The following is a 25,828-nucleotide window of genomic DNA, read 5'->3' as shown; positions in this document are numbered from 1 at the left end:
ACTTTATCTCCTATACCCTCTTATTTATATTAACGAAGTTTCAATACATCTTCGTAAATACCTTGATTTACAGTTCTCTTATGTCCCAAGACTTCTTCAATTGGCAATCCAACGATTTCGCCTCTCACATCACTCACACAAAGACCACCTTTTCCTTCTTCAAGAAGTTCAACAGCCTTAATACCCATACGACTTGCTAAAACACGATCTCTTGCAGTCGGGCTTCCACCTCTTTGCATATGCCCTAAAACATTTGCACGTGTCTCAAAACCAGTTTCTTCTTCAACACGTTTTGCTAATTCATGAACATCAGTAATGTGTTCAGTAATCACAATTAATGCATGTTTTTTATCAGAAGCTTTTGATCTTTTTAAAGTTTCAATAATTTCTTTTTCATCAAAACCACTTTCACTTGTCACAATCATTTCTGCACCACAAGCAAGACCAGCATGAACAGCCAAATCTCCACATCTTCTTCCCATAACTTCTAGAATTGTACATCTTTGATGAGAACTTGATGTATCTCTTAATTTATCTAATGCATCTACAATTGTATTTAAAGCTGTATCAAATCCAATTGTAAAATCAGTATCAGGAATATCATTATCAATTGTTCCAGGAATTCCAATACAATTAATTCCCATTTCTGTTAATTTCAAAGCGCCATTATAACTACCATCTCCACCAATAACAACCAAAGCTTCCATTCCAACTTTTTTCATTTGCTTAATCGCTTCTTCTCTCACTGCTGGATCTTTAAACTCTGGAAAACGTGCTGACTTTAAGAACGTCCCACCAACATTAATAATATTACGTGTACTATGTCTATCAAATTCAATAAAGTCCCCATCATGTAACCCTTTATATCCTAAACGGACTCCATAAATCTTGATTCCTCTATTTAAGCAAGTTCTTGTCACAGCACGAATGGCTGCGTTCATTCCAGGAGCATCTCCACCTGAAGTTAACACCCCAATACATTTTACCATAATTCTTCTCCTCTCACTTTATAGCATTTTGATTCTATCATAAAATATTGATATATTCTACACTTTTGTTTCCATTCTATATCTTCATTTTGCCCTCGTCAAGCATTATTTCAATGCTTAGCGCTTTCAATTTTGAAATTATCGTATTTGCTCGAATTTCATCACCTTTTTTAATAGTATAGACCTTTTTTAGATCTTTATAACCATACATACTCGTAAAGAATGTTGGTAAGTGATTTAATAAACGATATGATAAAATTGTCAGTAAAATTTCGTCCCTAGACCAAACTGTCACATTCTCTTCACCAATTCCATCCAATAATAAATAATCAACTTTCATTAAACGCTCCATTGCGTATTCAGTATCCCCAGTCGAAAAACTAGCTTTAAGATCAATAAGATAAGTAGGGAAATGAATAAAACCAATCTCTTTTCCTTTCTTGGCTAAAGAATTCATCAAGCCAGCTAATAAAGTTGTTTTACCTGTTCCCATTTCACCATGTAAAAATAAACCTTTATCATTGGGTTCTTGTAAATATTTTAAAATATGACCTAATGTATTTTGACCATTAGGTGATAAGCTATTGGCTTTTTTAACAATCTCTAATGATGTAAGATCTGTTAAAAGAATATCATCATTCACATTTGTTATAACAAACTTTTCTAACAATAATCTTCTTCTTTCTAATGCTTTCCCATATAAACAACTTTCTAATTCTAAAATAACTTCACCGTCTCTATAGACAAGATTTTTTTTCATTCCTTGATTATCTTTACGACAATTTTGTAAAGATTGACACCCTTGGCATAATTGATAATCATCATTATAATCTAAGAATTCAACCCAATAATCATCCATTATAGATGTATTTAAATGATAAGTCTTTAAAAATTCTTGAATATTTTTTTCTTTTGATAAAGCATAAATACTCTCTCTTTTCATTTTTTGAATTTCAGGTTGTTCAAGCATGTCTCCAATCTTTATCATAATTGTCCCTCCTCTAATTTATCTAACAATTCAAATAATTTCTGTGAATTGACTTCTGTGTTCTCTTCAATCACATGTTCAATTTTTAATTCTTCTTCACTTTGACGCTTATCATTCATCAGTTCCTGATATGCCTGCATTGCAGTTTCAATATGATTTCTTGCTAGTGATCCCCCAATTGTTTCACAATAACTTTTTGATAAACGATTATTATTTTTGCCAAGAACATATTCAATAAGCACATTGACAACAGCTGGTTTCAATCCTAACTGAACCATTAAGGTTTCGACAATCTTTAAATCATGAAAAACAGGTTCTTTTCCCCCTTGTTTTTCTTTTAATAATTCATATGGTGTTAAATTATCCAAATACTTCATATGTAAAACTAATGGTGATTGTTGTCCCTCTTGTGTTTGATATTGCAATGGCTGCTTATGGTAGACTTCCTGCAATTTAGAGACACTATCCATTTCAAAATATTTCTTAATATTTAATTTTAAACGGTCATAATCAAGCCCTTGAGAATGCATTGAATCTTTAACCAAACCAGCTAAAGTTAAAGCATCAATAGAATAAACTGTAGCAAGTTGAATCATATATTGAAAATCCTCATCAGTAAGTTTTGATTTATTGATTTGATAATCAGCTAAACTCTTCAATAAAAGTTCCTTATCATAAGCGACTTCTATATTTTGATGAACTGGCTCTTTGAATTCATCTTTTATTTTTAAGATTCTGCCATGTTTTCTATGATGATAGATTTGAAAAACATCTTGAAAACGAACTGTTACTTCTTCATAATCTGATAAATCTTCTACAGATATTCTAAAATACTGAACTGTCTTTTGAAAATCTTCAGGAGAAAGCGATTCTTGTAATAAAGATGATAGAATTTGATTCTTAAAAAATGCTTTTAATGTGAGTGGTGATTGGAGTTGATAGATATATTGTGTTATTTGATTTTCATGCTTAACAAATGTTTTTAATAATCCAATGGCTTCTAATGATTGAAAATGCTTTTCTAAATCTGTAAAACTCATTGAAAGAAAAGATGTTAAACGAGATAAAGAAGATGGCTTTAAAAAACGATTCATGCGTTTACCCTCTATAACTAACATCATATATAATTGTAAAGCATCAGAGCCAATAAGTGGCTGATACAAATAATACAATATATCTGTTTGAACTTCATCTAATGGATAGTGAAGTTCAACTCTGTACAAATCACTCATATATAGTTTCATCTTTTAATACCTTTAAAACCCTTTCTATTTCCTGATACAGTTCCTCATAATAACTTCTATTATCAATCACAAAATCTGCCATATCTTTCTTTTTCTCTATAGATATTTGTTGTCCTATTAAGTGCATTGCTTCTTCTTGCGTTATATGATTTCGCTGCATTAAACGTTTCATCTGTGTTGTTTCATCAACGTATACAACAATAATTTTATCACATAATGCCTCTAAATGAACTTCATATAACAAAGGAATATCTAAGAAAATAAGTTCATCCTGACAAGTACGTATGCCTATCTTCAATTGTTCAATGACATAAGGATGAATAATATTTTCTAATTGTCGTTTCTTATAAGCATTATGAAAAACAATATTGCCTAACTTCTTTCTATCTATAGAGCCCTTTTCATCTAAACAATCAAATAAATTTATAACCTGCTTAAAACACTCTGTACCTTGATCTAATGCATGTCGAGAAATTTCATCAGCATCTAAGACACAATAACCATGTGTCAATAAATAATTTGAAACAGTACTCTTTCCAACTGCAATAGAACCAGTCAACCCAATAACCTTAGTCATAGAAAGACTCCCTTATCTTTTCCATAACATACATACAATCTAAAGAATCCTGCAATGACATCCTTGGACTCTCAATGATTTTTTCTTTGAGACAACGATGCACCTCTTCAATCTCAGTAAAGAAATCATCATAAATATATGACTTTTCAATAACTCTTTGCTGATTATTAATAGTTATAATAGCTTGTTCAGGGCGATAAAAAGGCACAGCTGTCATTGTTCCTTGTGAACCATAAATAATCATGTTTTTTTCCTTGCTTCTATCTATTGCCATTTCTAGTTTTGCTGTCTGTCCACTTTCAAAAACCAATTCAACGACATCGTAAGCATCTACACCATTTTTGTAAATAACCTGAGTTGAGACTTTTTGTAATGGCGATGTTATGTAATCAAGAGTCGTTGCAATATTGTAAGTTCCAACATCGTACAAAACACCTCCTTGTTCTTTATCAAAAAGATAATGTCCTTCTTGATAGTCTACATCAGAACAAAATGATGTTTCAATACGTTGAACTTCACCTATCTCACCAGATGCAACAACTTTCTTCATGTCAGCCACAAGTGGAATAAATCTTGTTTTCATAGCTTCCATAAAAAATGTTTGGTTGGACTTAGCCAATTGACACAAGTCTTCAGTTTGAGTATACGTTAATGTTGCAGGCTTTTCACAAAGAACAGCTTTTTTCTTTAATAAAGCTGCCTTTGCCCATTGATAATGATCATTATGACGAGTTGCTATATAAACAGCATCAATATTTGGGTCTTCTAACAAATCTTCATATGTTGGATATATTAGAATATGAGGATGATTCAAAGAAAACTGTTCTCTTTTTACTGCTGTTAAAGATGCCCCAGCATAAAGATATCCTTCTTGGCTTTTATTTAAACTTTGCATAAATCTTGTAGCAATTTTTCCCATTCCTAATATTCCCCAGCGAATCATGTTAGTACCTCCTTTTTTGACAATGTGGACAATAATATGTTCCTCTTTGATTTAACATTATTTTCTTGATTTCACCTTGGCAACATGGACATATTTTTTGTCCATGTGCCTTGAGTTGAACCTGAAACAATCCATGAATACCATTAGCATCAAAAGAATGAATTGTTGTTCCTCCCTGAGCAATAGCACGGTTTAAAACATCCACAGAAATCTGTTTTAATTCATGAACTCTTTTCTTGGATAAACGAGAAGCTCTTGTGCGTGGATCAATTTTCATTAAAAAGCATATTTCGTTTGCATAAATATTGCCAATTCCACACATAATCGATTGGTCTAAAAGAGCTGTTTTAATTGGTAATGATGTCTTATGCAACAAAGCATAAAGTTCTTCACCACTGATATCAAATGGTTCTTTTCCTAATTTCATTAATGGTAATTGTTCACGATACAAATGACGATCAACAAGTTCTAGTCTTCCAAATTTACGGGTATCTATATAACGCAAATCCTGCCCATCATGAAGATGAAAAACAACGTGTGTATGTTTATCGACAGGCGTTTCTCTTTTGACAATATGATACTTTCCTTCCATTCGCAAATGAGAAACAAAAGCATCTTCATCTAATAAGAAAATCAAATATTTTCCCACACGATCAATGTCTCTAATTGTTTGATGTGTTAAACGCTCTATAAACTCCTGAGTATCTCCATTAATAATCTTATCATAATAAACATCAATGCCTTCTATATTTTCATCTAAAATAAATTGTCTTAATGTTTGTCTTACTGTTTCTACTTCTGGTAATTCTGGCATTTTCTCACCTACTTCAAATCATACCAATTAGAAGCATAAGCCCCATCAACTTTCAATGGAACATCCATTTGGAATGCTTCAACCATTGCTGATTTAATTAATTTCATCATTTCATCTAATTCATCTTTATAAACATCAAAAATCAATTCATCATGGACTTGTAAAATCATTTCTGATTTTAAATGTTTATCTTTCATTAATTGATTCACTTTCATCATAGCAAGTTTTAAGATATCAGCACCACTTCCTTGAATTGGTGAATTCATCGCAAAACGTCTAGCTTGTTCACGAACCATAAAATTCTTATCATTGATTGTTGGAATATATCTTTTACGATTTAAAACTGTTGACACATAACCTGTGTTTTTACAATCTTCAACAATTTGATCCATATAGACTTTGATTTCTGGATATTCTTCAAAATATCTACGAATAAATTCTTTGGCTTCTTTTAAAGAGACACCAATTTGCTGAGATAACTTAAATTCTCCCATCCCATAAATAATTCCAAAATTTACTGCCTTAGCTTGTCTACGCATATTGGCTGTTACTTCTTCATCCTTGACTTTAAAGACCAAAGCTGCTGTATGTGTATGAATATCCTTATCTTGATTAAAAGCTTCTATGAGTGATTGAACTCCTGCCAAATGAGCCAAAATACGCAATTCAATTTGTGAATAATCAAATGTGACTAGATAATCATGGCTTGGTATAAAAGCTTTACGAATCAATTTTCCTTCTTCTTGACGAACTGGAATATTTTGAAGATTTGGTTCTATAGAAGATAATCTTCCTGTTTGAGTTAGAGCTTGATTATAAATTGTATGTATTTTCCCATCTGCAAAAACTTGTTCTTGCAAACCTTTTACATATGTTGAAGATAATTTTGTTAACATACGATATTTTTGAATTAATGGAATAATAGGATGTAATCCTTCAATCTTCTCTAAAATATCTTGAGAAGTTGAATAACCCGTTTTGGTCTTTTTACCATTAGGTAAGCCTAATCGTTCAAATAAAACTTCTCCTAACTGCTTAGGTGATGAAATATTAAATTCTTTGTCTGCTAACATATATATATCTTCTTCAATTTGTTTAATCTGCTGCTCAAAATCCATTTCCATTTCTTTTAAGACATGAATATCGATTTTTGCACCAACATACTCCATATCTGCAAGAATGTAAGTCACTGGCAATTCTAGATTTTGATAAAGATCAAATTGTTCTTCATCTTTCAATCTTTGAATAGCTTCATCTTTTAAATCATATATAGCTTTGGCCTTTGAAACTGTATGCCTTGCTAATAAATCAATTTCAGGAATATGTTTTTTTGCTAATTTCCCAAATACTTCTTCTTCATATTGAACAGAATCATAATCATAATAATCACAAATAGACTTCATTTCATCTTTTAGACTTGGATTTAATATATAAGAAGCTAATTGCAAATCAAAATTCATGCCTTTTATATCAATTCCATTCCATCTCGCAGAAAGAATTTGAGCTTTGATGTTATAACTATATTTGCTATATTTTTCATCTTTTAAATAGTTCAGGAAATCTTGATCATTTAATGCATCTTCAAAAGAGATATAAAATGCTTGCTCTTTATTATACAAAGCATAACCTAATACAATAGATTTATGATAATTTTGATCATAGATTGCACCTAAGATACAACTAGCTTGAGTAATAGAAGGCATCTTCGTTACAACTTCATAATGAAGTTCAGTTTGCTTTGGTGCTTTTGATTCCATAGAAATCTTTTTTAATAATGAATTCATATCATATTTCTGATAAAAATCTTTTAACTTATCAAAATCATAACCAACATAGTGACAATCATCAAGTGTGACATCAAGAGGTATATCTTTTAAGATCGTTGCAATCTGCTTAGACTGAATACCAAGTTCAATATTCTCTCTAATCTTTTCACCCATTTTTCCTTTGATTTCTGAACAATGATCTTTTAAGTTTTCAATAGTTTGATATTCATGTAATAATTTAAGAGCTGTCTTTTCACCAACACCTGGTATTCCTGGAATATTATCAGCACTATCTCCCATTAAACCTAATAAATCTCTCATTTGATCAGGCTGCAATTCATATTTTTCATAAAATGTTTTAGGTGTAATAACGTCATCAGTCTTTGTTTTTGTATTTCTTTTATAAACATGAATATGTTCATCTACCAATTGCATCATATCCTTATCACCAGTCATGATATTCACCTGATAGCCTTGCTTTGATCCCTGAGTCGCAAGTGTACCAATAATATCATCACCTTCATATCCCTCAAGTTCACAATAAGGAATCTGATGAGCATCTAAAAATTCTCTAACAATTTCAAATTGACATTTTAATTCTTCTGGTGTTTCTTTCCTTGTTCCTTTGTATTCTTCTAAAAGATCACTTCTAAAAGTTTTCCCTTTTGCATCAAACGCAACCATAATCCCTTTTGGATTTTTTTTAATAACATTTTCTAAACGATTAGCAAACCCAAAAACTGCATTGGTTGGAATACCATCTTTGTTAACCATCAAATTTCCCATAGCTGCTGTCGCATAATACGAACTAAACAACCAATAATTTCCATCAATCAATACTAATTCTTCCATTTTATTCTATCACTCTTGCCTTATCAACAATAAAAGATAACTTATCTTTCATATCAACTTTTCCATTCATAAGACAAATGTTTCCTTTCTTTAACATCATACCTATACTCTTATATCTCGATGCAAACACAACACCATCGACACTACCTGTTTCATCAAATCCTTCAATAAAACACATTTCATCACCTTTACGATCGGTAATATTTTTAACTCTTTGTAATTGAACAACAATATTCACTGTTTGATTCACATATTCATATAATGAAGAAACATTAATATATGGTGTGTTTAACTTTTCCTTCATCAATTCAATTGGATGCATAGTTAAATAAATACCCAATACTTCTTTTTCTTTTCTCAGTTTTTCATCTTGAAAATCTTTATAAATTGTGAGTACAGGTTTTTCATCAATACCTAACATATTCTTTAAATTCCCATAATCTCTGATTGTATCTAAATTCTTTTTCATTGTATTTCGACTCAACTGAAATTCGTCTAATGCTCCTGCATCAATTAAAGATTCAATCATTTTCTTAGACAATTTCGATTCATCCATACGCATCATAAAATCATAAACATCTTCAAACAGACCATTTTTTCTTTCTTCAACAATAGCTTTATATCCAGCATATCCAACATTTTTAATCGCAAGTAATGAATAACGTATATGACCATTCTCAACCATAAAACGTGCATGTGAATAATTCACTGAAGGTGGCAAGATATCCACATGATATGTTTTACACTCTTGAATACAATGTAACTTTGTTGTCTCACTTGATAATTCATTAGAAAGAATAGAAGCAAAAAAGTATAATGGATAATTTGCTTTTAAATAAGCCAATTGATAAGCAACATAACCATAAGCAACACTATGTGCTTTTCCAAATCCATAATTGGCAAATTTTTCAATTAATTCAAATATTTCTATTGCTTTTTCTTCTCTATAACCTTTATCTATGCACCCAGCAATAAATTCCTCTTTCATTGATTGCATGAGACCAGTTTCTTTTTTTGAAACTGCCTTTCTTAGTATATCAGCTTTTCCTAGTGAAAAACCTGCCATTTTTTGGGCAACTTGCATAATTTGCTCCTGATAAATCATAACTCCATATGTAGATTTCAATATTGGTTCTAATTCCGGTAATGGATAAACAACTTTTTCCTGTAATCCTCTTCGTTTCAGATAGAGAGGTATGTTTTCCATAGGACCAGGACGAAATAATGCAATGGCTGCAACAATATCATCAAAACAATAAGGTTTCATTTTTCTTAGGAGATTTCTCATTCCTTGAGACTCTAATTGAAAAACACCAAAAGTATCAGCACGTGCAATGAGTTCATATGTTTTCTGATCATTCAAAGGCAGCTGATTTAAGAAAACTGTTTCATTTATATCTCGTTTAATATCTTTACAAATATAATCTATCATTGTTAAGTTCTTAAGACCTAAAAAATCCATTTTCAATAATCCAACTTCTTCAATATAATCTTTTGAATATTGTGACATTAAAGTCGCTGTTGGCCCTAATACTAAGGGAATAACCTCTCTTAGGGGTTGTTTGGATAAAATGACACCAGCCGCATGCGTTGAAATATTACGAGGCAAATGCTCAATAACACTTGTTGCTCCTATAATTTTTTTCAACAAAGGGTCTTGATTAATCATAGATTGAAATTGTGCTGAAGTCTTATACATAGTTGTAATTGTCTTCTTATTTTTGGGACCCGTAGGAATCATTTTCGCAATAATTTCTAGTCGAGCTAGAGGAATGCCCATGACCTTTCCCATATCTTTTATAGCAACACGTGGCCCATATGTATTAAACGTAACAATTTGAGCAACATGATCTTGACCATATTTTTCAACAACATAATGTACAACTTCGTCACGACGATCATCTTGAAAATCAATATCTATATCTGGCATGGATACACGTTCAGGATTAAGAAATCGTTCAAAAAGTAAGTCATACTTAATTGGATCAACATTAGTAATTCCTAATACATAGGCAACTAAACTCCCAGCAGCACTTCCTCTCCCAGCACCAACCTGTATCTTATTCACTTTTGCAAAACGCACATAATCCCATACAATTAAAAAGTAATCATCAAATCCCATTTGATGGATTATTTTTAATTCATACTGCAATCTTTTGACATATTGAGATGGAATCTTTTGATTTTGGAATCTTTTCTTCAATCCCATTTGACAAAGCCCTTTTAAATATTCTGATGCTTCTCCATGATGTGGAACTGGAAAAGATGGTAGATGTTTATCTTGTAAAGGGATTGTTGCCTTACAGTTTTGAACAACCTCTCTCGTTTCTGCTAATATTTCAGCATCAAAAAGCATTTTCATTTCATCTTCAGTTTTTAAATATTTCTCCTCTGTTATAGGAACATATTTACTTTCTAAAGTTAATCCTTGATTCGCAGCCTGCATTAAGTCAACTGCTAAAGCATCAGCTTTTTTTAAATATATAACCTCATTGGAACAAAGAATCTTCACACGACAATATTTTGCAAGTGAAATTATTCTTTCGTTTAATGCTTGTTGTAATTTAATATGATGATTTTGAATCATAACATAGTAGTTATCTTGAAAAATGTCTTTAAATGATTTTAAATATTTCACAGCCTCCTCTTCCATTTCCTTTGCAACCAATCTTTCAACGATTCCTTGTGCTGAACCAGAAATAATATACATATGTCCCTTATAAAGAGCCAAAGATTTTAAATCAATACATTTATCTTCATGCAAGTTAATATCACAACAAACCTTCACTAAATCAAAATAACCAATATCATCTTTAGCCAGTAAAATAAATGGATAAATCTCTCCTTCAATCATCACACTTGCTTCCATTCCAAAAATAGGTTTAATCCCATATTTTAAACATTCCTGACTAAATTCTAACGCTCCAAACATATTATTTTTATCTGTTAAAGCCAAGGCTTCTATATGCTTAGCATTTGCATCTTGGATTAAATCTTTAATTAAAATCGTACTATTTTGAAAACTATAAGCACTTAAAACCTGTAAATGTCCAAACATATATGTCGCCTCCTTTATTTCAATATTATAACAAAATTCGCCCTCATAAGATACAGTGAAACGCAAAAAGTATTAACATAATTGCAATATATAAACAAAATATCACATAGATTAACTGCAATAAATAAACAGCTTCAATACTCAAAATCCATAATCTGTAAAAATATAAACCAATCAAATAGAAATGATATTGTAATTGAATAACTCGAAACCATTTTTGATTAACAATAATTACAATACTAAGTAAAACCGCAAACAAATGAAAAGGTATATACCACTTATAACATATCAATTGTAATATCATACACGCAGCACACAACAATTGCATTTTCTTAATTCTTTGTATCATCATAAAAATCACCTATACTATGATATGAAAAAAGATAAGGAAAAATACGATTTTTTATCAAAAGAAAAAGTGAGTAACAATTACTCACATTCTTTTAAAGCTTTTGCCAATTGATCTGGACAAGATGTTGGTTTTGCACCACAACGAATTCCTTCAATACGTTGAATCGCTTCCTCCTTATCCATTCCCTCAATAAGTTTTGCAATCCCCTGTAAATTTCCTGAACACCCACCAACAAATTTAACTCCTGTGACTTTTCCATTCACAACATCAAAATCAATACGTGTTGAACATGTTCCCTTTGTTTTATAAGTATGCATTAAAATTTCCTCCTACTTCAATCGATCTTTTTCAATAACATATAGATGGTCATTATCCTTCAATCCACTAGACATTTTTATTTTTCCATCATCTAATAACCAGATAGCTTCAACACCATCCAATGAATCAATAAGTTTTAGCCCTTCATCATAACTCATTAAGAAAACTGCTGAACTCAAGAAATCAGCCAAACCACTATCAGCAGTAATAATACTTACACTTCTGAAATGAACTGCTGGATATAGTGTATCTGGATCAATCAAATGATGATATCGGACACCATTAACATCTTTATAAAATCTTTGATAATCACCACTCGTAACTATTGACTCACCTTGAACAACCAATACAGCTTCATTATCAGACTCACTATTGCTGTAATTCCCATCTTGAGGTGATTCAATGCCTACACAAAATTTTTCTTGGCAATCATTAAGATAGAAGTCTCCCTCTTTCTTTATTTTTCTTTCTCCATGACTAGCAACATTTCCACCACCACTTAAAAGGAAATTATCAACTCCCATTTTAATAAGAGCTTGTTTAACCAATTCAACCGCATAACCTTTCGCAGTTGCACCAACATCAATAGAAACATTTGCATCATCAATATACACTGTTTGTGCCTGTTTATCAATCTTTATACTGTCAAGACCAGTATGCTGATTAGCCTTCTTTAATTCTGCCTCACTTGGAACAGTACCAACGCCATTATTGCTTTCTGCTTTTTCACGATAATCATGCCAAATATTAATAACGCTTCCAAAAGCGATATTCACTTTCTTAGATATTTTTTCATATCTCTCAATACTTAACTCTAATAAATCTATTAGCGGTTTATCAACTTTTATTGCTTTTTTTCCAGCATTATCATTAATTGTTTTTACATTATTTACACCATCATAAGAATTATATTTATCAAATAATTGATTATAATAATTTAAATCTTTATCAATTAATTCACACTGTTTATCAAAGTCATCCTGATTTGTCGCATATGTAATATAGGTTGTTATTGTATCAAAAGCACCAATAAAGTTTTTTGTATAATACTCATAATTGTCTTTTTGATTCTTACATCCTGTTAATATAAATAAAGAGAACGCAAGAATTACACATATTTTTTTCTTCAATTTCATCACCGTTTCTTATTATACCAATAAATAAAAAAAACTGCGATATATTTTCGCAGTTTTTATATTTTTTATTGTAAAGCAGTTCCAGCTTCAGCAATTGCTTCTAAGAAAGCATCAATTGTAATAGTACATTTAGAAGCTAAATCAGTTCCAGTTTTTGGAGCTTTACCACCATGATAATCTTCAGTTTCAATTTTAGCAACTTCATCTAAAGTTTTACCTTTAATTGCAGCTTCAAATGCTTCAGCTTGTTCAAACCATTCTCCACCATCTTTGATTTTTCCAGCTTTTGCTGAAGTTTCTTTCATATTGTACTTACCTTTTAATTCAGATTTAGTATCAGTAACACCTTTATAAATTTGTGCAACATCAATTTTTGAATAAACAATTTTTCCATCAGCATCAGTAGCAACTAATGCAACAGTTGTATTTAATTGTTTCTTTTCAGCATCATTTGACATAACTTCACCAATACCAATTTTTGCAGCATTAGCTTCTTGAGCGTTAGTTCCAGCCTTAGCAACAGCAGCTAAGAAATCATCAATAGTAATAGTACATTTAGAAGCTAAATCAGTTCCAGTTTTTGGAGCTTTACCACCATGGTAATCTTCAGTTTCAACTTTAGCAACTTCATCCAAAGTTTTACCTTTACAGAATTCTTCGAATGCTTTTGCTTGTTCATCCCATTCTCCACCATCTTTAATTTTTCCAGCTTTAGCAGAAGTTTCTTTCATACCATAATCTGTACCACGTTCTTTTTTTGTTTTTGTAAGTGCTGATTTTTCATCTCCACCTGGTGTAGATTGTGCAACATCAATATCAATATATTGAATTTTACCATCAGCATCTAAACCAATAGCAGCCATAGTTGAATTAACTTGTCCTTCATCATTTATATTACTTACAATTCCTAAACCAACTTTCGCATATTTTGCAGCAGTATTACCTCCAGTAGGTTCATCTTTTTTTCCACATCCAACAAGTGCAGTTGCAACTAATGCTGATGCAGCTAATACTTTTACTAATTTGTTCATAAAATTCTCCTTCCCATATATCTTTTGAACTACATATATTATATATTGAAAGCGTTTATATGGCAAGAGATTTCGTTGATAAAATGCTGTCTTTTCCCCATAAATGTTACATATTTAAAAGATGTTGTGAAATTTTTCACCATTTTATCAATACTTTTCTTATTATGATAATAAAGTAAAATTTTTTTCATAATTAGAAAATAAATATCTGATATTCCCTCACTTAAGAATTCTTTATAGAAACACTCTAATAAGTTTAACTTTATTGTTTTGAAACTGTATAATGTTATTATACAATCAGTTAAACAAAGGAGGGATTTTATGAATCTCATAGATGCTATAAAAACAGTAAGACTTTTCCCTAAAGAAGAAGCTCTCATTCCATTAGAGACAAGATGGGGGAAGAATTTAGATGATCAACACGTTCTTGAAGAATATCCAAGACCACAAATGATAAGAAACAATTACATCAATCTTAATGGATATTGGGATTATGCTATAACGCCTGATAAGAGTATTCCCCCTCAATATCAAGGCAAGATATTGGTTCCATTTTCACCAGAAGCAAGTTTATCCAAAGTTAATAAACAACTTCAGCCAAACGAATATCTTTGGTACCAAAGAACACTGCCTATTTGCAAACATCGTCATAAATGCTGCTTATTACATTTTGGTGCTGTAGATCAAACAGCCTCTATCTATATTAATCAAAAAAAGGTTTTCCATCATGTTGGTGGATATCTTCCTTTCACTATTGATATTACACGATTTTTAAATGAGAATTCAAACATCTTAACAGTGCGTGTTCAAGATGTTTCCGAGACATCATATCAATCTATTGGTAAACAAAGACTCAAAAGAGGTGGAATGTATTATACAGCACAAAGTGGTATCTGGCAAACTGTATGGTTAGAGTGGGTAAGCGAGACATATATTCAAGATGTCAAAATAACACCAGATTATGACCATAATCAAATTGAAGTGAAAGTATTCCTCAATCAACCAACTCAAGAACTTATTCATTTTCAGATTAATGATGAAAATATAGTATCTATATCATCTGACCAAAACATTATTACTCAATATTTAAAAATTGATCACAAAATATCCTGGACACCTGATTCTCCTTACCTCTATAATCTTCACGTTTCCATAGTCAATGACCATGTGAAATGTTATTTTGCAATGCGTTTATATACCATCGAAAAAGACAAAGAAAATATACCTAGAATTTGTCTCAATCACCAGCCAATATTTATGAATGGTGTTCTTGACCAAGGTTATTGGCCTGATGGTCTCTATACTGCCCCTAGTGATGAAGCTCTTATTTATGATATTCAAACAATGAAAGATCTTGGTTTTAATACGATTCGCAAACATATCAAAATAGAACCTTCCCGTTGGTATTATCATTGTGATCGTCTTGGAATGATTGTTTGGCAAGATATGGTTAATGGTGGAGAGAAATATCATACTTGGTTTATCACTTGGATGCCATCTTTAATCAGCTGGACAAAAAAACATATCTCAGACAAACACAATTATCTTCTTGGTAGAAAGAATGCCATTGGAAAAGAAGAATGGATTCAAGAATGTGAACGAACCATTCAGCATCTTTCTCATTTTCCTTGCATCAGTACATGGGTGATTTTTAATGAAGGATGGGGACAATTTGAAACTGTCAAATTAACCAAATACATACATAAATTAGATCCATCAAGATTCATTGATTCAGCAAGTGGTTGGTTTGATCAAAAATGTGGTGATTTTAGAAGTGAACATCATTATTTTGATGAACCAAAAATAATTCCAGATTCCCGAGCATTTATATTATCTGAATACGGAGGATATGTTTATCAAGTCCCTCATCACATAAGTATTAAAAAGAGTTATGGTTATAAAACTTTTCTCAATCAAGAAGAATTGACTCTTGGGTATCAAAAACTATTTAAAGAAACTGTTGAACCACTTATTCAAAAAGGACTCTGTGGAGCAATTTATACACAAGTCAGTGATATTGAGGAAGAAGTCAATGGCTTACTCACCTATGATCGTGAAGTCTGTAAACTTATAAAACAAAAGTAAAAGAGAATCTCACGATTCTCTTTCATGTTTATCAACATCTTCAACACTTACAAACATACAAATAGTTCCCAATACTGAGATAATAGCTCCAATCATGAGAACTTTAGAAACACCTAAAGCATCCAATAGAACGCCACCTGCCAAACTTGCAAAGACTCCAGCGAGTGTCATTGCTCCTGTAACAAGTGCTTGTCCTTTATTCATATCATGCTTTTCAACAAGTTGACTGACATAATACACAGAGGCTGGAATGAAAACAGCATATGCTAACATTTGCATAACTTGAGCAACATAAATCATGAACATGTTCATAGCAAAATACGTAACAATATGTTTAACACTGAAGAAAATAGCAGAAATCAACATCATTTGACGACAACCTAATTTCTTTTGAAACTTTGTAAATAAAGCCATTGTAGGAAGTTCTAAAACTGCTGCCAAAAAAATAGCATTTCCCATATCAGCACTATTTCCACCAATATGATTAACCACTTGAATAAAGAAGTTATTAATCACTGAATGATCAAAAAATAATAAGACTGTAGCAACCAATAATAACATAAATGTTTTATATTTCTTCATAAATTGTCCCATAGACAATTGATCATGAACTTCTTCTTTTTCTTCATGAATAACTTCATCTTTATGTCCTGGTAGATAAAATGTATATACAAACAGTAATGCACAAAGAGATAATCCAACATAAAAGAATGGTAATAATTCAGGACTAAAAATAGCTACTATATTTCCTAAAATCAATGACATGACTGCATACGCAACAGAACCAATTCCTCTTGCTAATCCAAAATTAATATGGATTCCATTTTTCTCAAAAGCAAATGTCAATGAATTAATAAATGGCTGCATTGTTAACATTAATGTAAAAACCGTAATTGTTAAAACAACCATGACAATTGATGCTCCTGATAAAAAACTTAAAATAAGTGATAACCCAATAATAACAACCAAAATACAAGAAATAAGCATCCTTAATGATAAACGGCTTGTTTTGTCCATATATGATGCAACTGCTGGCTGTCCAAATACCGCTAATATATTGGAAATAGACAAAACAATACCAATTGTAGTATTATCAAATCCTTTATCCAATAAAAATACAGATGCATAACCAATCATGGCGCAACAAATCATCCAATAGAAGCCATGAATACATGCATAACGAATATCTAAAGATTTACTTTCCATTCTTTTCCCTCCCACAAAGTATCAATCATTTATATAAATGAAGATATATTTTTAAATGCTCTTTCATCAACATTTGACGAATGTTTACATAAACAGTATATCACTGTTTATGATTTTAAACATATAAAATTTCATAAATTGAAAAAGAAAGAGATCATATAATGACCTCTTAAAATCTATTTTCATTTTCAGCAATACACTTTTCAATACATTCTTGTACATAATGAGCAATCTCAGTGCTATTCATATCTTTATATTCATCATAGAAGATAGGTTTCAAATAATGTATTTGTGCATCTACTGGCGCAATTGTATTATTGTCAAAAACCTTATAACAATCAATTAAAGCAACTGGAACAATTGGTTTTTTAGCATCAATAACTGTTTTAAACGTTCCACCTTTAAACTCTAGCATCTGATTTTGTTGACGACATCTTGTCCCTTCAGGAAAAATAACATAATTTCGTCCTTCGCTCATTTCTTGCGTTGCCTTTTTTATAACTTTCATAGAAGCTCTTAAGTTTTCTCTATCCATAGCTTCAAACTGTAACATCTTTAAAACATTCCCTAAAACAAACACGCTCATTAATTCCTTTTTCACAATGGCTTTAAATGGCTTATCATGTGTTTCAAAAAGAATTAATGCATCAAACAACCCTTGATGATTAGGAGCAATTAAGTATCCTTGTTCAGCTGGTAAATTTTCTTGACCAAAACTATGAATTCTTACTCTTGATTTAGAGTTGATTTTACGAATCATTTTTTGTCCAAAATCAAAACGCTCTTCAAAAGTTGTCTCATCAATATGTTTATTATAAGAACGAATCTTTAATAACCATCCTGGAATACGATATAATAATCTTATAATTAAAAATAGTATTCTTTTCATTTGTGACCTCTTCGATAAACTTGAAGATTAAATGTTTCATAAGGAATCGTTTCCTGTAATTCAAAACCGTATTCATCAAAATCAGGGAAATAGGTTTCTCCAACATGTGCTCCAGGAATTCTTGAAATCAACAATTGATCTGCAAGGGGTAAAGATTGCTTATAAATAGATGCTCCTCCAGAGATAAATAAATCTTCATTCTTATCTTTATACTCTTGAATAACATCTGTTAAAGATGTTCTCACTTCTACTCGTTCATCATCAAATGGTTCAAAAGAAACAACAATTGTTTTTCTATTTGGAAGTGGTCTTCCAATAGCCATATATGTTGTATATCCCATTAAAATGGTTTTATTGATTGTTGTTGCTTTAAAATGCTTTAAATCCTCACTGTTATTCCAAGGCATACCATTAGATGATTCTTTTTTCCCAATTAATTGATTATCATCCATTGCTACAATAATACTAATCATTATACACTCACCTTCCCTACAAGTTTTCCATAACTCTGATAATTTTCAATCTTAATATCATCAATTGTAAAATCAAAAATTGATTTGACATCTTTATTTAATACCAACTGACATAATGAAAGTGGCTCTCTTGACATCTGTTCTTTAACAACATCAAAGTGATCTTTATAAATATGAGCATCACCAATCGTATGTATAAATTCCTTAGCTTCATAACCACAGACTTGTGCTAACATTGCAGTAAACAATGCATAAGAAGCAATATTAAATGGAACACCCAAAAATGTATCAGCACTTCTTTGATACAATTGACATGAAAGATATTTTTGATCATTTGATACATAGAACTGTAAGAAAGAATGACAAGGCGGTAAAGCCATCTCATCAACCTCTGCAGGATTCCATGCACAAATAATATGTCTTCTTGAATAAGGATTATTCTTTAATGAATCAACTAATTTTGAAACTTGATCAATTCCTTCATTATTAAAATTACGCCATTGTCTTCCATAAACTGGACCTAATTCACCATATTTGATAACAAACGGATCATCTGCTGATAATTCTTTTATCTTTTCTACAAATTCTTCTAATGTCTCACCATGAAAATCTTCTGATTTTTTAAATATTTCATATGGCCATTCATTCCAAATACGTACATTTCTATCTACCAAATACTTAATATTGGTATCCCCTTTAATAAACCATAATAATTCTTCAGCGATAGGTCTTAAAAACATTTTCTTTGTTGTTAAAAGAGGAAATCCTTCTCTTAAATCATATCTTGTCTGATATCCAAAAACACTTCGAGTTCCTGTTCCTGTACGATCATCTCTATCTTCACCATTTTCAAGTATATGTTTACACAATTCTAAATATTGTTTCATCATTTTCACCTCTAAAGGCTATTATATAGGATAATCTTACAAAAGTCATTATATTGAAAAGAAAAAAGAGTATTTCTACTCTTCATGATGACTACATTGAATTCTGTATCTTTCCATCATTTCCTTAAAAATCTCGCCATTTGTTGGTGGTGTATAAGTAATTGCATTAGCCCCAGCTTGAATGACTTCTTTAATTGTCTCGACGCTTGGACCTCCAGTTGCTATGATTGGAAAGTCTTTATCAATAGCTCTTAAGGCCTTAATAATTGCAACCGTATTTTTACCACCTGATACATTGATAATACTTGCTCCAGAATTCAGCATCCTTTCTTCCAACGCTTCGTCTAAAGAAACAATCGTTAAAACAATAGGAATATCGATAATCTGAGCCAACTCTTGTACAAACCTCGTCTTTGTTGGAGCATTCAAAACAACTGCTGAAGCACCATTTAATTCAGCATCCAACGCAATATTATTCACCCGTGGACCAGCAGTTGTCCCACCACCAACTCCAGCGAACACTGGCTTTTGAGCAACTTCAATAATTGATTTAGTAATTTGTAATGTTGGAGTGAAAGGATAAACCGCAATAACAGCATCTGCATTACAATTGGCAATAACTGCAACATCAGTTGAAAAGACTAATGATTTAATTCTTTTGCCATTAACATTAATTCCAGAAACATCATAAATGCATTCTGGCACTTTGACAATATGTCTTAGTTTTGATTGAATAACTGGCATTTGTTTTGCCACACACACCACCTCTTTCTTTGTTTGATATTATAATTCATTTTTATGAATGAATTGTTAAGAAATGATAAAGAGCACCTAATAAATTTGCATCATTGTGGTATTGACAAGTCAATACAACGGGTCTAATTTTTGCATGTTTAAAACGATGGAAAATAACATCTAATCTTTGATTCACTTCATCTAACAAATCATCTCTAACACTGATTCCTCCACCAATAATAATCTTTTGAGGATCATATGCATACTGTAAGTTATAAATGCCATTTGCCAAGACATAATAATACTTATCTACAGCTTTCTCATAATCACTATCTTCATGATAATGATCAAAAATGTCTCTACCATCAAGTGAAGCCACATCTACTCCTTTGGCTTTTGCAACTGCTCGAACAACTGCAACCGTTGACCCTACATCAGACCACGTTTTCATTTCTTTTGTTTCAAAATTGAAATCTGCAATCATATATCCAAATTCTCCACCATGTAAATGCTGTCCTTTATGAATACGTTTATTTTTAACAACTGCTCCACCAATACCTGTTCCACTAACAATAAAGCAGCAATCATTAACATCACTGGCAGCACCTTTCCAGACCTCAGCCAAAGCAGCACAATTGGCATCATTTTCCATTTCCACACGTACTTGTAAACGTTTTTCTAACTCTTCTTTTATATTTGGACCATGAATATAATCTAATGCACTTGATCCTCCAATAATACCTGTTTCACTATCAACTGCACCAGGCAAACTGAGAGCCAATCCTTTTACACCCTCATATTCATGAAATGTATCTTCTATGATTTGATAAAAAGCGTCTAATGTTTTTGGCGTCTTCTTTGAATCTGATTCCAAAATTTCTCCTTCTTCAGTTAATAAACCAATCTTTAATGCTGTACCACCTACATCTATTGCCAAATAATTCTCCATGTTTTTCACCTCACATTCATTATAAAGAAAAACTTCGCAGAAAAAAAGAGAATATGAACATTTTTTATTTCTCTTCTCTATGAATCCAATATCTTTGTTTTATTTGCCCATTTCATGTGACTTGATTTTCTAGAATTCCATCATTATTTATAATCGTTTTAGTAGAACCATTGTTGTCTTAATCACATTAACCAATACATCATGTAGATTCACAATTCAACACATTTTCTACAATCCTCTAATGAATTGTTTCTTTTTTGCCGTTATTCCGATTATTTTTTAACTATTTATCAAAAAAATCAGTAAACTGTAGGCTAGCAGTTCCATCCATACTATCTCCCGCCTCCATAAACTCCTGTTTATATGCAAGAAATTATTGTTGATAACTTTTTTTATTGTTACTCATTTGAGTCTCATAAAATTTTTTTCCTTTTCAATAAGATTACAAAATCCGACACAAAAAGTCCATAACTTTATGGTATGATATAAGCAGATGGTAAAGACCTCATATTTATCATCTACAATTCAATCCTTTTCCTCTATATCAAAGGAACATAGGTGCAAGAACCTCATCTTGCACCTATTTGTTTTCTTTGATTATTTTTATGATCTTTTCAACAACATCTTCCAACGAAGATGTATTTTGAATATGACAGTTACAGACATCAAGATATCTTTGATGTCTTTCTTTATATAACTGATAAAGTTTATCAGGTCCATCTTTTAGTAAAGGTCGTGCTGCTATTTCAACATCACTTAAAATCAACTCTACTGGACGATCAATATAAATAATAATCCCATTTCTTTGTAAAGCTTCTATATTCTTTGGATTCTTAATAACGCCACCACCAGTAGATATAATATAATTTTCTAATAATCCTACTTCTTGACAACAGATTGTTTCTCTTTCTCTAAAATAATCTTCAGAAATATCAAACATTTCAGGAATTGTCATATCATATTTATCAACCAAATATTCATCAATATCAATAAGAGGTCTTGAAAGTTCTTTTGAAAGAAGATTTGAGATTGTCGTTTTTCCACAACCCATCATTCCAATTAAAACAATATTTTCCATATATTCTCCTACTTTTTAGCATAGTTGCCAAGCACTCTTAAAGTAATTGTATGAGTTTTCATATCTTCCAATGCTAAAATAATATTTTGATTTTCTAAATTTCCTTCAAAATCCACATAGAAATAATATTCCCAAGGTGTTGCCTTTAAAGGTCTTGATTCAATTCTTAACATATTAATATGATGGTCATTAATCACTTTCATAACTTGATAAAGCGATCCCACTTCATGTTTTAAAGTAAAAACAATACTCACATGCGATACATCTTTTGATGTTTCTAAATGCTTTCCAAAGATAATAAAACGTGTTGAATTCGTTTTGAGATTCTGAATATTCTCTTGTAATATTTCTAAACCATAGAGTTGGGCAGCTTTGTCAGAAGCAATTGCAGCTTTGGTTGGATCTTTTTCATTAGCAACATATTGAGCAGCTAAAGATGTATTTGCATACTCTCTTTGTTTCATCCAAGCGTGCTCAGATAAAAACTGGCGACTTTGTAGTAATCCTTGAGGATGTGAATAGACTTCTCTTAAATCTTCAAGAGAACTTCCTGGTAAACCTAATAAATGTTGGGATATAGAAAGACTCTGTTCTCCAACAATAAAGAAACCATAATCTCTAATTGCATCATAATTATCATTAATTGCACCGGTTGATGAATTTTCTAATGGGACAACCCCATAATCAATTTCATCATTTTTAAGCGCTTCAAATACTTCATCAAAATGCTCATAGTTTTTTCTTTTTGTTTCACTACCAAAATAAGCATCAAGTGCACTTTCAGAAAAAGAGCCTGTCACTCCTGGATACCCAACAACAATATTTTCATAACGTGCAGGAATCAGTTGATAGATATTTTGAGGTGGAATAAATGAAGCTTGATAAGATTTTGAAATATTCATCATATCCTGAATAAATGTTTTTGCATAATCCTTTAAGTCATCATTATGAATACGCTTCGTATTTTTTTCAATCACTTGTAATTCTCGATGTGATTGAAAGATTTCCATATTATGTGCTAATTTATACGTAATCACATCTTTAGCAACATTCATTCTTTTTTCAAATAAAGCAATCATCTGCTGATCAATTTCATCAATTTCCTTGCGACATGTTTCTAAATCTTTCATATATCTTTCATCATATCCAAAATCCCTAATGCTGCCATTGATTCAACGACAACAACCGCTCTAGGAACAATACATGGATCATGCCTTCCTATAATTTCTAATTCTGTATTTTCTTTTGTTTTAATATTCACTGTTTGTTGAACTTGAGAAATTGATGGTGTTGGCTTTATCCCAACTCTAAAGATAATTGGCATCCCATTACTGATTCCGCCTGTAATACCTCCATTATGATTGGTTTTTGTTTTCACTTTCTCATCATCATAATAATAACAATCATTCGCTTCATGTCCATACAACTCTGTGATTTTTTCACCTAATCCAAAACTTACACTTTTTACTGCTGGTATACTAAATAGCAAAGGTGATAAATGTGACTCAATTGAATCAAAGAACGGATTACCAATTCCTGCAGGGACATTTAAAATAGCACATTCTATCATTCCCCCAACTGAATCACAATTTATTCTAGCCTCTTCTATCGTTGCCTGCATTTTTTCAAAAACATGAGAATTTAAGGTTGGATATTGTTGTTGTAACATATTCTCAATATCCTGTGAAGAAATATCAACACCAAAAGAATCATCATAAACATCTTTAATACTTTGAATATGTGCCCCAATCACAATTCCTTTTTGTTTTAATATTTGTTTTGCAACACTACCTGCAAAAACAATCGGTGCTGTTATTCTTCCTGAAAAATGTCCACCACCTCTGACATCATTAAATCCTTTATACTTAATATAAGCTGGATAATCACTATGTCCTGGACGCATACATTCTTGCAGTAAGGAATAATCTTTTGAATGCTGGTCACTATTATAAATCATTGCACATAGAGGTGCTCCTGTTGTGACGTCCCCCATGAGTCCACTCATAATTTGGACTTCATCTTTTTCTTTTCTTGGTGTAGACATGATATTTAGACCTGGTGCACGACGTTTCATCTGACGTCGAATATCAACCATATCTAATTGAATACCCGCAGGTAAATTTCCTATCACAATTCCTATAGCCTGCCCATGGCTTTCACCAAAAATAGATAATTCTATATTAGTCCCCCATGAAGAACTCATCATACACACCTCCTAACATTTCAAAATGTTCCCAAAAACTAGGATAAGATTTTTCAACACAATCTTTATTATCAATAACAACTTGATGATGACAAACTGTTGAAGCTATCGCTTCCATCATTGCCATACGATGGTCATTATATGAAGAAACTTTCCCACCTTGAAGTGTTTTCACACCTTCAATAATCATCGCATTTTCTTCTTCCTTTGCTATACCACCTAACTGATTAATAACTTCTACAGTTGCTGATAAACGGTCACATTCTTTAATGCGTAAACGTCCAATATTTTCAATATGTGTCACACCTTCACTCAGTGCACATGCTAAGGCAATAACAGGAATAATGTCAGGACATTGTGAACCATCAATTGTTGTTGCAGTCAAAATACCAGGATATATTTGATATCCATCATTTTTAGCTATTAATTGGCATCCCATTCTTTCTAAGATATCAATAGCCTCTTTATCTCCCTGATGTGTTGATAAATTCAACCCTTCTAATACAACATCATTACCTAAAGCTCCCGCCACAAGATAAAATGCTGCCTGAGAAAAATCAGCTTCTACATAATAATCACATGGTTGATATATTTGTCCTCCATGAATGATAAATTCTTGATAATTTTTATTTTCAATATGCACTCCATATTGTTCTAACATCTGCAATGTTAAATCAATATAACCTTTAGATTCTAAAGGTGATGTTATCATTATTTTTGAATTACCATCCAACAATGGTAAGGCAAATAACAAACCACTAATAAATTGAGAAGACACATCACCTGGAATTTCAAATTCACCTGCTTTTAATCGTCCTTTAATATATAAATCCAAGACATCCTCTTGATATAAATAACCAATATTTTGTTGATCAAATATTTTATAGTATACATCTAATGGTCGTTTGCCTAAACGTCCTTGCCCTGTAAAATGAACATTGGCTTCACAAACAATGGAAATAGGAACCATAAACCTTAATGTCGATCCTGATTCATGACAATCAATATCACACATATTTCTCATAAAAGTCGTTGTTCCATCAATTTCTAAATAATCATCATATTGAAAAATCATTGTTCCTAATGCCTTCATAGCTGAAATTGTTGCTTCAATATCCTTTGAATATTCAATATGACGAATAATGCTTTTTCCTCTCGCAAGTGATGCACAGATAATGGCACGATGAGCCATGCTTTTAGAAGGAGGGACATTCACTTTTCCTTTTAATTTTTTTGGTGTTATTGTCATTGCCAT

At 31.5% G+C, this 25,828-nt stretch carries 23 protein-coding genes; 1 reads left to right on the top strand and 22 read right to left on the bottom strand.

Annotated elements, in window-relative coordinates; genetic code table 11:
- Positions 1–29: 29 nt before the first annotated feature.
- The 12 genes from pfkA to AC5M21_RS10635 all read right to left on the bottom strand — a co-directional run bounded on the left by pfkA (position 30) and on the right by AC5M21_RS10635 (position 14,068).
- Positions 30–989: a 6-phosphofructokinase gene (gene pfkA / locus AC5M21_RS10690; protein ID WP_008788244.1), complete on the bottom strand. Its 960-nt coding sequence runs from the start codon at positions 987–989 to the stop codon at positions 30–32.
- Between the two features lie 76 nt (positions 990–1,065).
- A complete protein-coding gene (locus AC5M21_RS10685; protein ID WP_008788243.1) occupies positions 1,066–1,977 on the bottom strand; it encodes an ATP-binding protein in 912 nt (303 codons plus the stop codon).
- Entirely contained in the window at positions 1,974–3,221 is a 1,248-nt protein-coding gene (locus tag AC5M21_RS10680; RefSeq protein WP_017144148.1) for a DnaD domain protein, read from the bottom strand. The genes AC5M21_RS10685 and AC5M21_RS10680 overlap by 4 nt, the downstream gene beginning before the upstream one ends.
- A complete protein-coding gene (coaE, locus tag AC5M21_RS10675) occupies positions 3,202–3,798 on the bottom strand; it encodes a dephospho-CoA kinase (protein WP_008788241.1) in 597 nt (198 codons plus the stop codon). Before coaE ends, AC5M21_RS10680 begins: the two co-directional genes overlap by 20 nt.
- Positions 3,791–4,741, bottom strand: coding sequence for a Gfo/Idh/MocA family protein (locus AC5M21_RS10670; RefSeq protein WP_008788240.1), 951 nt, complete (start codon positions 4,739–4,741; stop codon positions 3,791–3,793). Before AC5M21_RS10670 ends, coaE begins: the two co-directional genes overlap by 8 nt.
- A 1-nt stretch (position 4,742) precedes the next feature.
- Complete coding sequence (gene mutM, locus AC5M21_RS10665; RefSeq protein ID WP_008788239.1) at positions 4,743–5,555, bottom strand: DNA-formamidopyrimidine glycosylase; 813 nt, start codon at positions 5,553–5,555, stop codon at positions 4,743–4,745.
- An 8-nt stretch (positions 5,556–5,563) separates the two neighbouring features.
- Positions 5,564–8,173 carry a DNA polymerase I gene (gene polA / locus AC5M21_RS10660; RefSeq protein ID WP_008788238.1) on the bottom strand — a complete coding sequence of 870 codons (2,610 nt, stop codon included), beginning with the start codon at positions 8,171–8,173 and terminating at the stop codon, positions 5,564–5,566.
- 1 nt (position 8,174) lies between these two features.
- Positions 8,175–11,231, bottom strand: a complete 3,057-nt coding sequence (dnaE, locus tag AC5M21_RS10655) for a DNA polymerase III subunit alpha (RefSeq protein ID WP_008788237.1) — start codon at positions 11,229–11,231, stop codon at positions 8,175–8,177.
- Between the two features lie 43 nt (positions 11,232–11,274).
- Positions 11,275–11,583: a hypothetical protein gene (locus AC5M21_RS10650; RefSeq protein WP_008788236.1), complete on the bottom strand. Its 309-nt coding sequence runs from the start codon at positions 11,581–11,583 to the stop codon at positions 11,275–11,277.
- Between the two features lie 77 nt (positions 11,584–11,660).
- Positions 11,661–11,900, bottom strand: coding sequence for a TIGR03905 family TSCPD domain-containing protein (locus AC5M21_RS10645; RefSeq protein ID WP_008788235.1), 240 nt, complete (start codon positions 11,898–11,900; stop codon positions 11,661–11,663).
- Between the two features lie 12 nt (positions 11,901–11,912).
- Positions 11,913–13,037 (bottom strand): FAD:protein FMN transferase, encoded by a 1,125-nt coding sequence (locus AC5M21_RS10640; RefSeq protein ID WP_008788234.1) that lies wholly within the window; start codon positions 13,035–13,037, stop codon positions 11,913–11,915.
- A 65-nt stretch (positions 13,038–13,102) separates the two neighbouring features.
- Positions 13,103–14,068: a hypothetical protein gene (locus AC5M21_RS10635; protein WP_008788233.1), complete on the bottom strand. Its 966-nt coding sequence runs from the start codon at positions 14,066–14,068 to the stop codon at positions 13,103–13,105.
- Between the two features lie 321 nt (positions 14,069–14,389).
- On the opposite strand from AC5M21_RS10635, the gene AC5M21_RS10630 reads away from it, so the two are divergent.
- Positions 14,390–16,153, top strand: coding sequence for a glycoside hydrolase family 2 protein (locus tag AC5M21_RS10630; protein ID WP_008788232.1), 1,764 nt, complete (start codon positions 14,390–14,392; stop codon positions 16,151–16,153).
- Positions 16,154–16,162: 9 nt separating this feature from the next.
- Here the strand turns inward: AC5M21_RS10630 and AC5M21_RS10625 are convergent, their stop codons facing one another.
- From AC5M21_RS10625 to aroA, 10 genes are all read right to left on the bottom strand, one after another.
- Entirely contained in the window at positions 16,163–17,359 is a 1,197-nt protein-coding gene (locus AC5M21_RS10625; protein WP_008788231.1) for an MFS transporter, read from the bottom strand.
- Between the two features lie 169 nt (positions 17,360–17,528).
- Complete coding sequence (locus AC5M21_RS10620) at positions 17,529–18,248, bottom strand: lysophospholipid acyltransferase family protein (protein ID WP_008788230.1); 720 nt, start codon at positions 18,246–18,248, stop codon at positions 17,529–17,531.
- A complete protein-coding gene (locus AC5M21_RS10615; protein WP_008788229.1) occupies positions 18,245–18,721 on the bottom strand; it encodes a dihydrofolate reductase in 477 nt (158 codons plus the stop codon). Before AC5M21_RS10615 ends, AC5M21_RS10620 begins: the two co-directional genes overlap by 4 nt.
- On the bottom strand, positions 18,721–19,608 hold the full coding sequence (thyA, locus tag AC5M21_RS10610) for a thymidylate synthase (protein WP_008788228.1): 888 nt from the start codon (positions 19,606–19,608) through the stop codon (positions 18,721–18,723). Before thyA ends, AC5M21_RS10615 begins: the two co-directional genes overlap by 1 nt.
- A 75-nt stretch (positions 19,609–19,683) precedes the next feature.
- The gene (locus tag AC5M21_RS10605; protein ID WP_008788227.1) at positions 19,684–20,364 is read right to left on the bottom strand and encodes a beta/alpha barrel domain-containing protein; all 681 of its coding nucleotides are present in this window, start codon (positions 20,362–20,364) and stop codon (positions 19,684–19,686) included.
- Between the two features lie 40 nt (positions 20,365–20,404).
- The gene (locus AC5M21_RS10600) at positions 20,405–21,292 is read right to left on the bottom strand and encodes an ROK family protein (protein ID WP_008788226.1); all 888 of its coding nucleotides are present in this window, start codon (positions 21,290–21,292) and stop codon (positions 20,405–20,407) included.
- A gap of 580 nt (positions 21,293–21,872) precedes the next feature.
- Positions 21,873–22,370, bottom strand: coding sequence for a shikimate kinase (locus AC5M21_RS10595; RefSeq protein ID WP_008788225.1), 498 nt, complete (start codon positions 22,368–22,370; stop codon positions 21,873–21,875).
- Positions 22,371–22,378: 8 nt separating this feature from the next.
- On the bottom strand, positions 22,379–23,500 hold the full coding sequence (gene pheA / locus AC5M21_RS10590; RefSeq protein ID WP_008788224.1) for a prephenate dehydratase: 1,122 nt from the start codon (positions 23,498–23,500) through the stop codon (positions 22,379–22,381).
- On the bottom strand, positions 23,497–24,573 hold the full coding sequence (aroC, locus tag AC5M21_RS10585; RefSeq protein ID WP_008788223.1) for a chorismate synthase: 1,077 nt from the start codon (positions 24,571–24,573) through the stop codon (positions 23,497–23,499). The genes pheA and aroC overlap by 4 nt, the downstream gene beginning before the upstream one ends.
- Entirely contained in the window at positions 24,551–25,828 is a 1,278-nt protein-coding gene (gene aroA, locus AC5M21_RS10580) for a 3-phosphoshikimate 1-carboxyvinyltransferase (RefSeq protein WP_008788222.1), read from the bottom strand. The genes aroC and aroA overlap by 23 nt, the downstream gene beginning before the upstream one ends.

This window comes from Coprobacillus sp., assembly GCF_984815275.1.
The sequence above is the reverse complement of the archived record's forward strand: the minus strand, read 5'-3'. Positions and strand labels throughout refer to the sequence as shown.